At 63.8% G+C, this 14,836-nt stretch carries 13 protein-coding genes and 1 other RNA gene; 9 read left to right on the top strand and 5 right to left on the bottom strand.

The genetic code is table 11. From position 1 onward, the window contains the following. Positions 1 to 202: 202 nt before the first annotated feature. Positions 203 to 3,037 (bottom strand): excinuclease ABC subunit UvrA, encoded by a 2,835-nt coding sequence (uvrA, locus tag ACYJP6_RS23785; RefSeq protein WP_459478458.1) that lies wholly within the window; start codon positions 3,035 to 3,037, stop codon positions 203 to 205. A 269-nt stretch (positions 3,038 to 3,306) separates the two neighbouring features. Between uvrA and ACYJP6_RS23790 the strand changes: the two genes are divergently transcribed. After that, entirely contained in the window at positions 3,307 to 4,695 is a 1,389-nt protein-coding gene (locus ACYJP6_RS23790) for an MFS transporter (protein ID WP_459478460.1), read from the top strand. A gap of 25 nt (positions 4,696 to 4,720) precedes the next feature. Beyond that, positions 4,721 to 5,269 carry a single-stranded DNA-binding protein gene (gene ssb, locus ACYJP6_RS23795; RefSeq protein WP_310127884.1) on the top strand — a complete coding sequence of 183 codons (549 nt, stop codon included), beginning with the start codon at positions 4,721 to 4,723 and terminating at the stop codon, positions 5,267 to 5,269. A gap of 45 nt (positions 5,270 to 5,314) precedes the next feature. Here the strand turns inward: ssb and ssrA are convergent. Both ssrA and smpB read right to left on the bottom strand, forming a co-directional pair. Continuing rightward, positions 5,315 to 5,667: a transfer-messenger RNA gene (ssrA, locus tag ACYJP6_RS23800) on the bottom strand. 81 nt (positions 5,668 to 5,748) lie between these two features. After that, on the bottom strand, positions 5,749 to 6,225 hold the full coding sequence (gene smpB / locus ACYJP6_RS23805) for an SsrA-binding protein SmpB (protein ID WP_007162671.1): 477 nt from the start codon (positions 6,223 to 6,225) through the stop codon (positions 5,749 to 5,751). 172 nt (positions 6,226 to 6,397) lie between these two features. Between smpB and ACYJP6_RS23810 the strand changes: the two genes are divergently transcribed. Both ACYJP6_RS23810 and ACYJP6_RS23815 read left to right on the top strand, forming a co-directional pair. Further along, a complete protein-coding gene (locus ACYJP6_RS23810; RefSeq protein WP_145012241.1) occupies positions 6,398 to 6,832 on the top strand; it encodes a type II toxin-antitoxin system RatA family toxin in 435 nt (144 codons plus the stop codon). Then, the gene (locus ACYJP6_RS23815; RefSeq protein WP_459478463.1) at positions 6,825 to 7,124 is read left to right on the top strand and encodes an RnfH family protein; all 300 of its coding nucleotides are present in this window, start codon (positions 6,825 to 6,827) and stop codon (positions 7,122 to 7,124) included. Before ACYJP6_RS23810 ends, ACYJP6_RS23815 begins: the two co-directional genes overlap by 8 nt. A 7-nt stretch (positions 7,125 to 7,131) precedes the next feature. Here the strand turns inward: ACYJP6_RS23815 and ACYJP6_RS23820 are convergent, their stop codons facing one another. Next, entirely contained in the window at positions 7,132 to 7,668 is a 537-nt protein-coding gene (locus ACYJP6_RS23820; RefSeq protein WP_459478465.1) for an outer membrane protein assembly factor BamE, read from the bottom strand. Between the two features lie 94 nt (positions 7,669 to 7,762). Between ACYJP6_RS23820 and fur the strand changes: the two genes are divergently transcribed. After that, the gene (fur, locus tag ACYJP6_RS23825; protein WP_007162667.1) at positions 7,763 to 8,167 is read left to right on the top strand and encodes a ferric iron uptake transcriptional regulator; all 405 of its coding nucleotides are present in this window, start codon (positions 7,763 to 7,765) and stop codon (positions 8,165 to 8,167) included. A 63-nt stretch (positions 8,168 to 8,230) separates the two neighbouring features. Here the strand turns inward: fur and recN are convergent, their stop codons facing one another. Beyond that, complete coding sequence (recN, locus tag ACYJP6_RS23830; RefSeq protein ID WP_459478467.1) at positions 8,231 to 9,898, bottom strand: DNA repair protein RecN; 1,668 nt, start codon at positions 9,896 to 9,898, stop codon at positions 8,231 to 8,233. Positions 9,899 to 10,063: 165 nt separating this feature from the next. On the opposite strand from recN, the gene grpE reads away from it, so the two are divergent. The 4 genes from grpE to dapB all read left to right on the top strand — a co-directional run bounded on the left by grpE (position 10,064) and on the right by dapB (position 14,759). Continuing rightward, on the top strand, positions 10,064 to 10,630 hold the full coding sequence (gene grpE / locus ACYJP6_RS23835) for a nucleotide exchange factor GrpE (RefSeq protein WP_309757299.1): 567 nt from the start codon (positions 10,064 to 10,066) through the stop codon (positions 10,628 to 10,630). Positions 10,631 to 10,723: 93 nt separating this feature from the next. Continuing rightward, a complete protein-coding gene (gene dnaK, locus ACYJP6_RS23840; protein WP_007162664.1) occupies positions 10,724 to 12,652 on the top strand; it encodes a molecular chaperone DnaK in 1,929 nt (642 codons plus the stop codon). Between the two features lie 112 nt (positions 12,653 to 12,764). Continuing rightward, the gene (gene dnaJ, locus ACYJP6_RS23845) at positions 12,765 to 13,898 is read left to right on the top strand and encodes a molecular chaperone DnaJ (protein WP_459478470.1); all 1,134 of its coding nucleotides are present in this window, start codon (positions 12,765 to 12,767) and stop codon (positions 13,896 to 13,898) included. A 54-nt stretch (positions 13,899 to 13,952) separates the two neighbouring features. Further along, positions 13,953 to 14,759: a 4-hydroxy-tetrahydrodipicolinate reductase gene (gene dapB / locus ACYJP6_RS23850; protein WP_058764346.1), complete on the top strand. Its 807-nt coding sequence runs from the start codon at positions 13,953 to 13,955 to the stop codon at positions 14,757 to 14,759. Positions 14,760 to 14,836: the final 77 nt, after the last annotated feature.

Raw genomic sequence — 14,836 nt, forward strand, 5'->3', positions numbered from 1 at the left:
AGGGTGTTGTCTTTTGGGCGGGAAAAGATACGTAGGTTGAGCTGAGCTTGCGAAGCCCAACATGCTAGGGCTGCGGCCGCGGCGGGCTTTGGGATGGAGCCTGGATGCTGGGCTTCGCTGCGCTCAGCCCAACCTACCCAAATGAAGACATGAAAAAGCCTGGCATTGGCCGGGCTTTTTCATGGCTGCAAGAGGCTCGGGATTACTCCCGGTCGCGCTCCAGCAGCGGCTTGAGGAAGTGACCGGTATAGGACTTCTTGTTCACCGCGACCTCTTCGGGGGTACCCGTGGCGATGATCTGGCCACCCTTGGAGCCGCCTTCCGGACCCAGGTCCACGAGCCAGTCGGCGGTCTTGATGACGTCTAGGTTGTGCTCGATCACCACCACCGTATTGCCGTGATCCCTCAAGCGATGCAAGACGTCCAGCAGTTGCTGGATATCGGCGAAGTGCAGGCCGGTAGTGGGTTCGTCGAGGATATAGAGCGTCTTGCCGGTATCCCGCTTGGACAGCTCCCGCGCCAGCTTCACGCGTTGTGCCTCGCCACCCGACAGGGTCGTGGCACTCTGGCCCAGGCGGATATAGGAGAGGCCCACATCCATCAGCGTCTGCAGCTTGCGCGCCAGCGCCGGGATCGATTCGAAGAAGGCGTGGGCCTCCTCGATGGTCATGTCCAGGACCTCGGTGATGGTCTTGCCCTTGTACTTCACCTCCAGGGTCTCGCGGTTGTAGCGTTTACCCTTGCAGACGTCACAGGCGACGTAGACGTCCGGCAGGAAGTGCATCTCCACCTTGATCACGCCATCGCCCTGGCAGGCTTCACAGCGGCCGCCCTTGACGTTGAAGGAGAAGCGCCCCGGGGTGTAGCCACGCGAACGGGATTCCGGCACGCCGGAGAACAGCTCGCGAATCGGGGTGAAGAGGCCGGTATAGGTCGCCGGGTTGGAGCGCGGCGTACGGCCGATGGGGCTTTGGTCGATGTCCACAACCTTGTCCAGATGCTGCAGGCCATCGAAGCTGTCATGGGCGGCGACCTCCAGGGTCGTCGCGCCGTTGAGCGCCGTAGCGGTCAGCGGGAACAGGGTGTTGTTGATCAGGGTCGACTTGCCCGAGCCGGACACCCCCGTCACGCAGGTCAGCAGGCCAACCGGGATTTCCAAGTTGACGTTCTGCAGGTTGTTGCCGCGCGCACCCTTCAGCTTCAGCAGCTTCTTCTTGTCCCGTGGCGTCCGCTTGGCCGGCACCACGATCTTCTTGCGACCTGACAGGTACTGGCCGGTGACCGAGTCAGGGTGCTTCATGACCTGGTCCGGGGTACCTTCCGCGATGATCTGACCACCGTGCACACCCGCGCCAGGGCCGATGTCGATGACGTAGTCGGCCAGGCGAATGGCATCCTCGTCGTGTTCGACGACGATGACGGTGTTACCCAGGTCGCGCAGATGGGTCAGGGTACCCAGCAGGCGCTCGTTGTCGCGCTGATGCAGGCCAATGGAGGGCTCGTCGAGGATGTACATGACGCCTACCAAGCCTGCACCGATCTGGCTGGCCAGGCGGATACGCTGGGCTTCACCGCCGGACAGCGTATCGGCGCTGCGGTCCAGGGTCAGGTAATCCAGGCCCACGTTGACCAGGAACTGCAGGCGCTCGCGGATTTCTTTGAGAATCTTGTCGGCGATCTGTTGCCGCTGGCCCTTGAGGGTGAGGTCCTGGAAGTACTGGGTGGCATCGCCCACCGGCAGGCGGGTGACGGCCGGCAACGTCTTGTCGCCGACCCAGACATGCCGGGCCTCACGCCGCAGGCGGGTGCCGTTGCAGTCCGGGCAGTGCTGGGTGCTCAGGTACTTGGCCAGCTCCTCGCGCACGCTCTGGGATTCGGTCTCGCGGTAGCGGCGCTCCAGATTGGGCAGGATGCCTTCGAAGGGGTGGGCACGCTTGACGATATCGCCGCGGTCATTGAGGTAGCGGAAGTTGACGCTTTCCCGTCCCGAGCCGCTGAGCACGGCCTTGCGGTGCTTGTCATCGAGGCTCTTGAAGGGTTCGTCCAGGCTGAAGCCATAGTGACTGGCCAGGGAGCCCAGCATCTGGAAGTAGTAGACGTTGCGTCTGTCCCAGCCGCGAATGGCACCCTCGCTGAGGCTGAGTTCCTCGTTGACGACCCGCCGGGCATCGAAGAACTGCTTCACGCCCAGGCCATCGCAGGTCGGGCAGGCGCCGGCCGGGTTGTTGAAGGAGAACAGCTTGGGTTCCAGCTCGCCGATGGAGAAGCCGCAGACCGGGCAGGCGAAGCGTGCGGAAAAGACGATCTCCTCGCCACTGTCACCTTCCATGGGCGCGATGATGGCGATGTCGTCGGCCAGCTTGAGGGCCGTCTCGAAGGACTCCGCCAGGCGCTGCTGGAGGTCTTCGCGCACCTTGAAGCGATCCACCACCACTTCGATGGTGTGCTTCTTTTGCTTGTCGAGCTTGGGCAGCTCATCCATCTCGTGCAGGCGACCATTGACGCGCACGCGCACGAAGCCCTGGGCGCGCAGTTCCTCGAACACCGACAGGTGCTCACCCTTGCGCTCGCGCACGATGGGGGCGAGCAGCATCAGCCGCTGGCCTTCCGGCATGGCCAGCACCTGGTCGACCATCTGGCTGACGGTCTGGGCTTCCAGGGGGACGTCGTGCTCCGGGCAACGCGGCGTGCCGACCCGCGCATAGAGCAGGCGCAGGTAGTCGTAGATCTCGGTGATGGTGCCGACCGTGGAACGCGGGTTGTGCGAGGTGGACTTCTGCTCGATGGAGATCGCCGGGGACAGGCCTTCGATGGTGTCCACATCGGGCTTTTCCATCATCGAGAGGAACTGGCGGGCATAGGCCGACAGGGATTCCACGTAGCGGCGCTGGCCTTCGGCATAGAGGGTGTCGAAGGCCAGAGAGGATTTGCCGGAGCCGGACAGCCCGGTGATGACGATGAGCTTGTCCCGGGGGAGGGTAAGGTCGATGTTCTTCAGGTTATGGGTGCGGGCCCCACGGATGAGGATTTTATCCACGTAGACTTCTGCCTCGTTTTGGCGACGCTTCGATAGGAAAGAGGTCTCGTCTCAGGCTGCGGCTATCTGCCGCGCCTGTGAGAGAGGGGTCAAGACTGGTAAAATTGCTGGCCCGATTGCGGTGATCGGGCGTTCGTGATCCTGGCGGTCGGGAATGTTCGGACGAGCGCTCGGCTATCTTCACCGCTTCCTCCCTAAATGGTCATTGTCACGACTGTTTTAAAGCTGTGTGGCGACACAAAAGCCTGTCGCCGACGAGAGGATTATCAATGCTCGACAAGCGCAGCGAAGCCATGAGCGGCGTAGAACGCCGTGCCGCCCTGGGGCTGGCTATGGTCTTCGCCTTTCGTATGCTCGGTATGTTCATGGTGCTCCCGGTCCTGGCTACCTATGGTCAGGAGCTGGCGGATGCCACTCCGGCACTCATCGGCCTCGCCATCGGTGCCTATGGTTTGACCCAGGCGGTCTTGCAAATTCCCCTGGGGACGCTGTCCGATCGCATCGGCCGGCGCCCCATCATCATAGGTGGACTGCTGGTGTTCGCCCTTGGTGCCGCCATCGCCGCCAATGCCCACTCCATCTGGGGGGTCATCGCCGGTCGCATCGTGCAAGGTGGCGGGGCCATCTCCGCGGCCATCATGGCGCTGCTGTCGGACCTGACGCGTGAGCAGCACAGAACCAAGGCGATGGCGACCATCGGCATGAGCATCGGGGTATCCTTCGCCGTGGCGATGGTCGCCGGACCGCTGCTGACCCGTGCTTATGGTCTCTCCGGACTGTTCTGGGCCACCTGCGGCCTGGCCCTGGTCGGCCTGGTCATCGTGCTGTTCCTGGTTCCGCGCCACGCCTCGCCCTTCGCCCACCGGGAGTCGAACCTGGCACGCCAGGCACTCGGAGCGACGCTGCGCAACCGCGACCTGCTACGACTGGACTTCGGCATCCTGTCGCTGCACGCCGTGCTGATGGCCAGCTTCGTCGTCCTGCCGCTGGCCCTGGCCGGCCACGCCGGTTTGCCCAAGGAAGAACACTGGTGGGTCTACCTCACAGCGCTGGTGGTCGGCTTTTTCGCCATGGTCCCCTTCATCATCTATGGTGAAAAGAAGCGCCGCATGAAGCGCGTGCTGGTAGGCGCCATCAGCGTCCTGGTGCTGTGCGAGCTGTACTTCTTTTTCTTCAGCAACAGCCTGGTGGCGCTGGTCATCGGCATCGTGGTGTTCTTCACCGCCTTCAATCTGCTGGAGGCCTCGCTGCCTTCGCTGGTGAGCAAGGTGGCGCCTGCCGGTGGCAAGGGCACGGCGATGGGGATCTACTCCACCAGTCAGTTCCTAGGTTCCGCGTTGGGCGGTATCCTCGGTGGCTGGCTGTTCCAGCACGGTGGCCTGTCCACCGTCTTCCTGGGTTGTGCTGCGCTTTGCCTGGGGTGGGCGGTGATTGCTGGTACGATGCGGGAACCACCCTATGTCACCAGTCTGCGTTTGCCGGTTGCGTCCGCGCTAGTCAACGACCAGGGATTGGTCGAACGCCTGTTGGCCCTGGCCGGAGTGACCGATGCGGTAATGGTGGCGGAAGAACAAGCCGTCTACATCAAGATCGATACTAAAATCGTCGATCGAGCGAAATTGGAGCGACTGGTAAGCCAAACGCCAGTCGCCGCTTGATCGACAGGCTCATCAGGAGATCCATATGGCCCGTGGCGTCAACAAAGTCATCCTCGTCGGCAACGCCGGCGCCGATCCCGAAACCCGTTACATGCCCAATGGCAATGCCGTGACCAACGTCACCCTCGCCACCAGCGAGAGCTGGAAGGACAAGCAGACCGGCCAGCAGCAGGATCGTACCGAGTGGCACCGCGTGGTGTTCTTCGGTCGTCTTGCCGAGATCGCCGGCGAATACATCCGCAAGGGCTCCCAAGTTTATGTCGAGGGCACCCTGCGTACCCGCAAGTGGCAGGGGCAGGACGGTCAGGATCGCTACACCACCGAAATCGTGGTCGACATCAACGGCAACATGCAGTTGCTCGGCGGCCGCGGTGGCAATGCCGGCGGTAACGACGAATACAACCAGAGCGCGCCTGCACCCCAGCAGCAACGTGCTCCCCGTCCGCAGCAGGCGGCCCCCCAGGGCGGCGGTCAGCAGTACGACCAGCGTCCTCCGCAGCAGCCGCAGTCCCGTCCGCAGCAGCAGCCTGCCCAGCAGGACTACGACAGCTTCGACGACGACATCCCGTTCTAAATCGCGGGCAAAGAAAAAGGGCAGCCAGTGGCTGCCCTTTCTTTTTGGTGGAGGCGGGGGGATTTGAACCCCCGTCCGCCAGCTCTCCGCTATCGGTTCTACATGCTTAGCCCTGTCTACTGAGTTAACCCATTGCGGCCCGACGGGCAGGGTGCTTTGGGCGAGCTGTATAAGTTTTAGCCGTTACGTCTACAGCGAACTTGGCGGCGATCCTGTTCTATCTGACAGTCGTTTCGGGTTTACAGGCATCCCCTAGCGACTGCTAGCCGCATTAAGCAGCTAGAGCGTAGTTGTCGTCGTTGGCAACTATAAGTTTGCAGCAGCGAATTTACGAGTTCTGCTACCAGCTCGGCATGCCCCTCAAGTTTCGTTACCGGCGTCGAATCCTAATCGCCCCCAAAACTTGCTGGTCGTTCACTATAGGAATTCCGGCCGCTCTACGCAAGTCATTGTCGACGAAACGTTTTTCGGCCACTTGGCTACTTGGCGTCCTTGCGGATGGCGCGCTGGATCTCGCGATCGGAGTCACGCTCACGCTCGGTGGCGCGTTTGTCGAACTCCTTCTTGCCCTTGGCCAGCGCGATCTCGCACTTGACCAGATGCTTCTTCCAGTACAAAGACAAGGCGACGCAGGCATAGCCCTTCTGCTGCACGGCGCCGAACAGCTTGCCCAGCTCGCGCTTGTTCAGCAGCAGCTTGCGGGTGCGCGTCGGGTCGGCGATGACATGGGTGCTGGCGGTCTGCAGCGGGGTAATGTGGCTACCGAGCAGCCAGGCCTCGCCGTCCTTGAGCAGCACATAGCTGTCGGTCAGCTGTGCCTTGCCGGCTCTCAGGCTCTTCACCTCCCAACCTGCCAGGGAGACACCCGCTTCGAAACGGGTGTCGACGAAGTATTCGTGTAGCGCCTTTTTGTTTTGCGCGATGCTGCCGGGGGAGACTTTCTTTTGCTTGGCCATGATTCCAGGGTACAGCGAGTCAGGGGAAATGTCGCCACGCGCTTGAGCGGGTATGAGCAAACACGGACAATACCGCGGTTCTGGACCGCGGCAGGCTGGTGCGGGAGTAAAATGCGTGCGCCGCCCTCAAATTCAAGGTCCGACACCGAATTCGCTATTCTACGAGGTTCCGATGAGCACGCACATCCAACGTTCGGCGTTGCTGCCCTATCCCGCTTCGGCGCTCTATGCGCTGGTCAATGACGTGGATCGCTATCCAGAGTTCCTGCCCTGGTGCTCGTCCGCGCAGATCCTGGAGCAGGACGAAAGCCAGATGCGCGCCGGCCTCACCGTGGCCAAGGGCGGCCTCAGCCAGCAGTTCGTGACCCGCAATACCCTGGTGCCTGACGAGTCCATCACCATGGACCTGGAGAAGGGGCCATTCAAGCAGCTGCACGGCGTCTGGTCGTTCAAGGCGCTGGGCGACAAGGCCTGCAAGATCTCGCTGGACCTGTCCTTCGAATACGACAGCGCCATCGTCCGGGCGACCCTGGGGCCGCTGTTCAACCAGGCAGCCAACACCATGGTGGACGCCTTTTGCCAGCGGGCCCGGGCGCTGTATGGCTGAGCGTCTCGCCATCGAGGTGGCTCTGGCCTTGCCGGAGCGCCAGTGGCTGTTGAGTCTGCAACTGGAGGAGGGGGCTACCGTCGAGCAGGCGGTGCTGTCTTCAGGTCTGCTCGAGCAGCTGGAGCCGAGGCAGCGTGACCACTACCGTGTCGGTATCTTCGGCAAGCTGATCGCCAAGCCAGCGGAATGCCGGCTAGGGCAGGGGGATCGCGTGGAGATCTACCGGCCGCTGCTCGCGGACCCCAAGGAGAGTCGCAAGCGGCGCGCCGAAAAGGCCAGGGCTGGCCGCTAGCAGAGGATCACTGGCCGTCGGTACGGATGCGCTCGGGCGTCGGCACGGCGGCCGGGCGGGCGCTGTCGATCTCTTTCTGGATGTTGTCTTCGGTCGAGCCGGGAACCGCCGGGGTCTCGGGGGCTGCGGCAGGCACCGACGGCTGGACAGGCGCGGTGGTGTCCACGCTATTGCCGCTGTCGCTACCCATGATCTGCTGTTCGCGACTGGTGCCGGGCATGAAATCACCGGCCAGGCCGCTCAGCTGGTTGTTGCCGTTGAAGACCAGGCTGACGCGCTCTTGCTTCCGCTGGCCACCGGCAGCCTGCAGGCTGTACAGGTAGTCCCAGCGATCAGGATGGAAGGTGTCTTGGATCAGCGGCGTACCCATGATAAACCGGACTTGTTGCCGGGTCATTCCGGGGCGCAACTGGTCTATCATATCCTGGGTGACGACGTTGCCCTGCTGGATGTCGATCTTGTAAACCCCCGGCAGAGAGCAGCCGGCGAGCATGGCTAGGCCCATCAGAGAGAGCCCGGTCAGCGTTTGCTTGAGGTTTTGCATCGGTGGGAGACTTCCACTATCTTGCTGGGCAACGAAGCACCGATCATACCCGTATTCCCGAGGGCTGCGAAAGCACTCGGCACCGAGAAAGAGCATGGTAGAGAACAACGAACTCCGCAAAGCGGGTCTGAAAGTGACCCTGCCGCGCGTCAAGATATTGCAGATGCTGGACACCACCGAGCAGCGCCACATGAGCGCCGAAGACGTCTACAAGGCGTTGATGGAAGCGGGCGAAGACGTGGGCCTGGCGACGGTCTACCGGGTCCTCACCCAATTCGAGGCGGCTGGTCTGGTGGTGCGCCACAACTTCGATGGCGGCCATGCCGTGTTCGAGCTGGCTGATACCGGACACCACGATCACATGGTGGATGTGGATACCGGCGAAGTCATCGAGTTCACCGATGCCTCGATCGAAAAGCGCCAGCGCGAGATCGTCGAAGAGCACGGTTTCGAGCTGGTCGACCACAACCTGGTGCTGTACATCCGCCAGCGCAAGTGAAGAGCCAGACATGAAAAAGGCGACCTTTGAGTCGCCTTTTTCATGTCTGGCTGTAGCCCTAAGCTAGCGGCTCACCACCAGCTTGCGGGCATGGGCGAGGGATTCGCGGGTCAGGTCGACGCCGCCCAGCATGCGCGCCACCTCTTCCACACGGCGGGCGCGGTCCAGCTTGGCCACCGCGGTGCGGGTCTCGTCGGTGCCGCGTTCCTTATGCACGAACAGATGCTGGTGGCCCTGGGCGGCGACCTGGGGCAGGTGGGTGACCGTCAGTACCTGGCCGCGTTCGCCCAATTGCCGTAGCAGCTGGCCGACCACCTCGGCGGTCGGGCCGCCGATACCGACGTCCACCTCGTCGAAGACCAGCGTCGGTGTGCGCGAGGTCTGGGCTGTGATGACCTGGATGGCTAGGCTGATGCGCGACAGCTCGCCGCCGGACGCCACCTTGGCCAGCGGGCGCAGCGGCTGGCCGGGGTTGGCGCTGACGCGGAACTCGACGCCTTCGTTGCCCAGCGGCTGGGGTTCGCCAGTGCTGCCGGGCGTAAGCGTGATACTGAAGCGACCGCCCGGCATCCCCAGGCGCTGCATTTCCGTCTCCACCGCCGCAGCGAGTTCCGGTGCCCGCTGTTCACGCAGGCGACTCAGTTCGCCGGCCTTTTCCTGATAGTGGCGCTCGAAGGCAGCCAGCTCTTCCTGTAGGCGCTCCAGGGCGACGTCGTCGGCGTCCAGCGATTGCAGTTCGGTGCGTAGCTGCTCGTGCAGCTCCAGCAGCCCTTCCGGTTGCACCCGATGTTTGCGGGCGAGGCTGTAGACGCTGTCCAGGCGCTCCTGGACGGCTTGCTGGCGCGCGGGGTCGGCTTCGAAATGGTCGACGAAGCGATTGAGTTCATTCATCGCTTCCTCGATCTGGATCTGGGCGGAAGCGAGCAGGTTGCTGGCCTCCTCGATCTGTGCCGGCGGACGATCGAAGGCGGTCAGGCGGGCCACGCTGGCGTTGAGGGCCGACAGCGCATTGCCCTGCTCGTTTTCGGTGCAGAGGTCCATGGCCTGACGGCAGGCCAGCAGGATGTGCTCGGCGCTCGCCAGGTCGCTTTGCTCCTGTTCCAGCGCCTGCAATTCGCCCTCAGCCAGGGCGAGGTTGTCGAGTTCCTCGAGCTGGTAGCTGAGCAGCTGGTGGCGGGCACGTTGCTCGTCGCCGTTGCGGGTCAGGCGTTCCAGGGTCTGGCGCACCTGGCGCCAGCGCTGGGCGGCGAGCTGGACCTGGCGGACCAGCTCGCCCGCGCCGGCATACTCGTCCAGCAGCCGGCGATGGGTATCGAGCCCCAGCAGCGACTGGTGCTCGTGCTGACTGTGGATGTCGATCAGCAGGCCACCCAGGGTCTTGAGGTCGGCCAGCGGGCAGGGCGAGCCATTGATGTAGCCGCGCGAGCGACCTTCACGGGTGATGACTCGGCGCAGCAGGCAGGGACCGTCCTGCTCGAGGTCGCGCTCGGCGAGCCACTGGCGGGCCTCGGGGATATCGGTGGTGTCGAAGCTGGCCAGGACGTCGGCCTTGTCGGCGCCAGGCCTGACCGCGTCGCTGTCGGCGCGGTCACCCAGGGTAAGGCCGAGGGCGTCGAGCATGATGGACTTGCCGGCGCCGGTTTCGCCGGTGATCACGGTCATGCCGCGCTCGAGGTCGAGGTCGAGGTGTTCGACGATGGCGTAATTGCGGACGGACAGATGCACCAGCATGCGACGATCTCCGAAAGCGGTTTCTGGTTGTTTATACAGTGCCGTTCGGGCACTGGCAATCCATACAGCTCTTGAAGCGCCGGCCGGTGGCCCCATATAGGCGCCATCGAACAAGGCGTCGTCCATTAGAGGGCACGCCCACCGGCATTATCACAGGAGGACTCCATGGCCGACGAACAGAACTCCCAGACTCCCGAGCACGAGGCCGCGGCCCAGGGCGACGTCCAGCACGAGGACCTCGCTGCCCGCGTCGCCACGCTCGAAGAGCAGCTCGCCGCTGCCCAGGATCAGTCGCTGCGCAGCGTCGCCGAACTGCAGAACGTGCGTCGCCGCGCCGAGCAGGACGTGGAGAAGGCGCACAAGTTCGCCCTGGAAAAATTCGCCGGCGATCTGCTGCCGGTGCTCGACAGCCTGGAGCGTGGCCTGGAGCTGTCCAATGCCGCGGACGAGACCCTCAAGCCCATGCGCGAAGGCATGGAGCTGACCCTGAAGATGCTGCAGGACACCCTCAAGCGCTATCAGGTCGAGGCCGTCGATCCCCACGGCGCGCCCTTCAATCCTGAACACCACCAGGCCATGGCCATGGAGGAGAGCGCCACTGCCGAGCCGGGCAGCGTGCTCAAGGTGTTTCAGAAGGGCTATCTCCTCAATGGTCGCCTGCTGCGGCCGGCGATGGTGGTAGTCAGCAAGGCCCCTGCAGCGCAGCAGCCGAGCATCGACGAAAAGGCTTGAAATTCTTTCGCTCGGCCCCATCTGGTAGGCAAGCGAACATCAAAGGCCCCCTGAGCGGGCCGCGCGGAATCTGAGATTTCTGGAGAAGACTACATGGGCAAGATTATCGGTATCGACCTGGGGACGACCAACTCCTGCGTCGCGATCCTCGAAAACGGCAACGTCAAGGTACTGGAAAACGCCGAAGGCACCCGTACCACGCCGTCCATCATCGCCTACACCAACGATGGCGAGACCCTGGTCGGCCAGCCGGCCAAGCGCCAGGCGGTGACCAATCCGCAGAACACCCTGTACGCGGTTAAGCGCCTGATCGGTCGGCGTTACGAAGAAAACGTCGTACAGAAAGACATCCAGATGGTCCCCTACAAGATCGTCAAGGCGGACAACGGTGACGCCTGGGTCGAGGCCAAGGGCCAGAAGATGGCGCCGCCGCAGGTCTCTGCCGAAGTCCTGAAGAAGATGAAGAAGACCGCCGAGGACTACCTGGGCGAAGCCGTGACCGAAGCGGTCATCACCGTCCCGGCCTACTTCAACGACAGCCAGCGCCAGGCCACCAAGGATGCCGGTCGCATCGCCGGTCTGGACGTCAAGCGCATCATCAACGAGCCCACCGCGGCTGCCCTGGCCTATGGCCTGGACAAGGCCAAGGGCGACCACACCGTGATCGTCTATGACCTGGGCGGCGGCACCTTCGACGTCTCGGTCATCGAGATCGCCGAGGTCGACGGTGAGCATCAGTTCGAGGTGCTGGCCACCAACGGCGACACCTTCCTGGGCGGCGAAGACTTCGACATCCGCCTGATCGACTACCTCGTCGAGGAATTCAAGAAAGAAAGCGGCATGAACCTCAAGGGTGACCCGTTGGCCATGCAGCGCCTGAAGGAAGCTGCGGAAAAGGCCAAGATCGAGTTGTCCTCGGCTACCCAGACCGACGTCAACCTGCCGTACATCACTGCCGATGCCAGCGGTCCCAAGCACCTGAACGTCAAGGTCTCCCGCGCCAAGCTGGAGTCGCTGGTGGAAGAGCTGGTCGAGCGCACCATCGAGCCGTGCCGTACTGCGCTGAAGGACTCCGGCCTGGACGTCTCCGACATCCACGAAGTCATCCTGGTGGGCGGTCAGACCCGCATGCCGCTGGTGCAGAAGCGCGTGGCCGACTTCTTCGGCAAGGAAGCGCGCAAGGACGTCAACCCGGACGAAGCCGTTGCCATCGGTGCCGCCATCCAGGGCGCCGTGCTGGCCGGTGACGTCAAGGACGTGCTGCTGCTGGACGTCACCCCGCTGACCCTGGGCATCGAGACCATGGGTGGCGTGATGACCGCGCTGATCGAGAAGAACACCACCATCCCGACCAAGAAGTCGCAGGTGTTCTCCACCGCCGACGACAACCAGGGCGCCGTGACTATCCACGTGCTGCAGGGCGAGCGCAAGCAGGCCGCGCAGAACAAGTCGCTGGGCAAATTCGACCTGGCCGAGATCCCGCCGGCGCCGCGTGGCGTACCGCAGATCGAGGTGACCTTCGACATCGACGCCAACGGTATCCTCAACGTGTCCGCCAAGGACAAGGCCACCGGCAAGCAGCAGTCCATCGTCATCAAAGCGTCCTCCGGTCTGTCCGAGGAAGAGATTCAGCAGATGGTGCGTGACGCCGAGGCCAATGCCGACGAGGATCGCAAGTTCGAGGAGCTGGCCGCGGCCCGCAACCAGGGTGATGCCCTGGTGCACGGTACCCGCAAGATGCTGACCGAGGCGGGCGACAAGGCCACCGCGGAAGAGAAGAGCACCATCGAGAAGGCCATTGGCGAACTGGAAACCGCCGTCCGCGGTGACGACAAGGACGCCATCGAAGCCAAGATGAATGCCCTGTCCCAGGCCTCCGCGCCGCTGGCCCAGAAGCTCTATTCCGAGCAGGGTGCTGGCGCCGGTGCCGAAGGCGCCTCGGCCAAGGCGGACGGTGATGCCAAGAAGCCCGGCGACGACGTGGTCGATGCCGAGTTCGAGGAAGTGAAGGACAACAAGTAAGCCCCGTGCTTACCGCACCTGGCGGGCTTCGGCCCGTCGGATCCGCCACGCGGGAGCCTGCTCCCGCGTTGGCGTGTCTGGAGGGTGAGAAAATTTAAGGTGCAGAAAGTCTATGGCCAAACGTGATTACTATGAGGTGCTCGGGGTCGAGCGCGGCGCCAGCGAAGCCGAGCTCAAGAAGGCCTACCGACGCCTGGCGATGAAATACCACCCGGACCGCAATCCGGGTGACGCGGCTGCCGAAGAGCAGTTCAAGGAGGCCGCCGAGGCCTACGAAGTGCTGTCCGATGCGGGCAAGCGCTCGGCCTACGACCAGTACGGCCATGCTGGCGTCGATCCGAGCATGGGCGGCGGCGGCTTCGGTGGTGCGGCGGGTGGTGCGAGCTTCTCCGACATCTTCGGCGACGTCTTCAGCGACTTCTTCGGCGGGCGCGGCGGCGCCGGTGGTCGGGGCGGTCCGCAGCGCGGTGCCGACCTGCGCTACACCCTGGATCTTGATCTGGAAGAGGCCGTGCGCGGGACCACGGTCACCATTCGCGTGCCCACCCTGGTCGAGTGCAAGGTCTGCGACGGCAATGGCGCCAAGCCGGGTACCTCGGCGTCCACCTGCCCGACCTGCGGCGGCATCGGCCAGGTGCGCATGCAGCAGGGCTTCTTCTCGGTGCAGCAGACCTGCCCGCGCTGCCACGGCAGCGGCAAGATCATTCCCGAGCCCTGCACTGCCTGTCATGGTCAGGGGCGCGTGGAAGAACAGAAGACCCTGTCGGTCAAGGTGCCGGCAGGCGTCGACACTGGCGACCGCATCCGCCTGACCGGCGAGGGCGAGGCCGGGACACTGGGTGGCCCCAGCGGCGACCTCTATGTCGTGGTCAACGTGCGCGAGCACTCGATCTTCCAGCGCGACGGCAAGCATCTCTATTGCGAGGTGCCGATCAACTTCACCGATGCCGCCCTGGGTGGCGAGCTGGAAGTGCCGACCCTGGATGGCCGGGTCAAGCTGAAGATCCCCGAGGGTACCCAGACCGGCAAGATGTTCCGCCTGCGCGGCAAGGGCGTGACGCCCGTACGCGGTGGTGGTGCCGGTGACCTGATGTGCAAGGTGGTGGTAGAGACCCCGGTCAACCTGAGTCGCCGCCAGCGCGAGCTGCTCGAGGAATTCCGCAACACCCTGCAGAGCGACAGCTCCCATTCGCCCCGGGCCAGTGGCTGGTTCGACGGCATGAAGCGCTTCTTCGACGACCTCTAACCCGGCCTGGGCGCCGTCGCGCGGCGGCGCCCGGCCAGCAGCCTGGAGCTGATGATGCGACGTATAGCTGTAATGGGCGCCGCGGGGCGCATGGGCAAGACCCTGATCGAAGCGGTCCAGCAGACCCAGGGCGCCGCCGGCCTGACCGCCGCGGTGGATCGGCCGGAGAGCAGCCTGGTCGGTGCCGATGCCGGTGAGCTCGCTGGTATCGGTCGCAATGGCGTGATGCTGTCGGGCGATCTGGCGCGCGTGCTGGATGATTTCGACGTCCTGATCGACTTCACCCATCCCAGCGTCACCCTGCAAAACCTGGCGCTCTGCCGCAAGGCCAGGAAGGCCATGGTCATCGGCACCACCGGTTTCACCGCCGAGCAGAAGCTGACCCTGCTGGAGGCGAGCAAGGAAATCCCCATCGTCTTCGCCGCCAACTTCAGCGTCGGCGTCAATCTCTGCCTCAAGCTACTGGATACCGCCGCCCGGGTGCTGGGCGACGAGGTCGACATCGAGATCATCGAGGCCCATCACAGACACAAGGTCGATGCCCCATCCGGTACCGCCCTGCGCATGGGCGAGGTCGTCGCCCAGGCACTGGGTCGCGATCTGGAAGAGGTCGCCGTCTACGGGCGCGAAGGCCAGACCGGTGCCCGTGATCGCCAGACCATCGGCTTCGCCACCGTGCGAGCGGGTGACGTGGTGGGCGACCACACCGTGCTGTTCGCCAGCGAGGGGGAGCGGGTGGAGATCACCCACAAGGCCTCCAGTCGCATGACTTTCGCCAAGGGTGCGGTCCGTGCGGCCCTGTGGCTCAAGGACAAACAGCCGGCGCTATATGACATGCAGGACGTACTGGAGTTGCGCTGATTCGCTCGCGAGGGTGCAAGCAGCGCTCAATTCGTGTACAATGCAGCTTTAGTGTATCCACTAAAAGCTAGCGCAGA

This window comes from Pseudomonas sp. No.117, assembly GCF_054558395.1.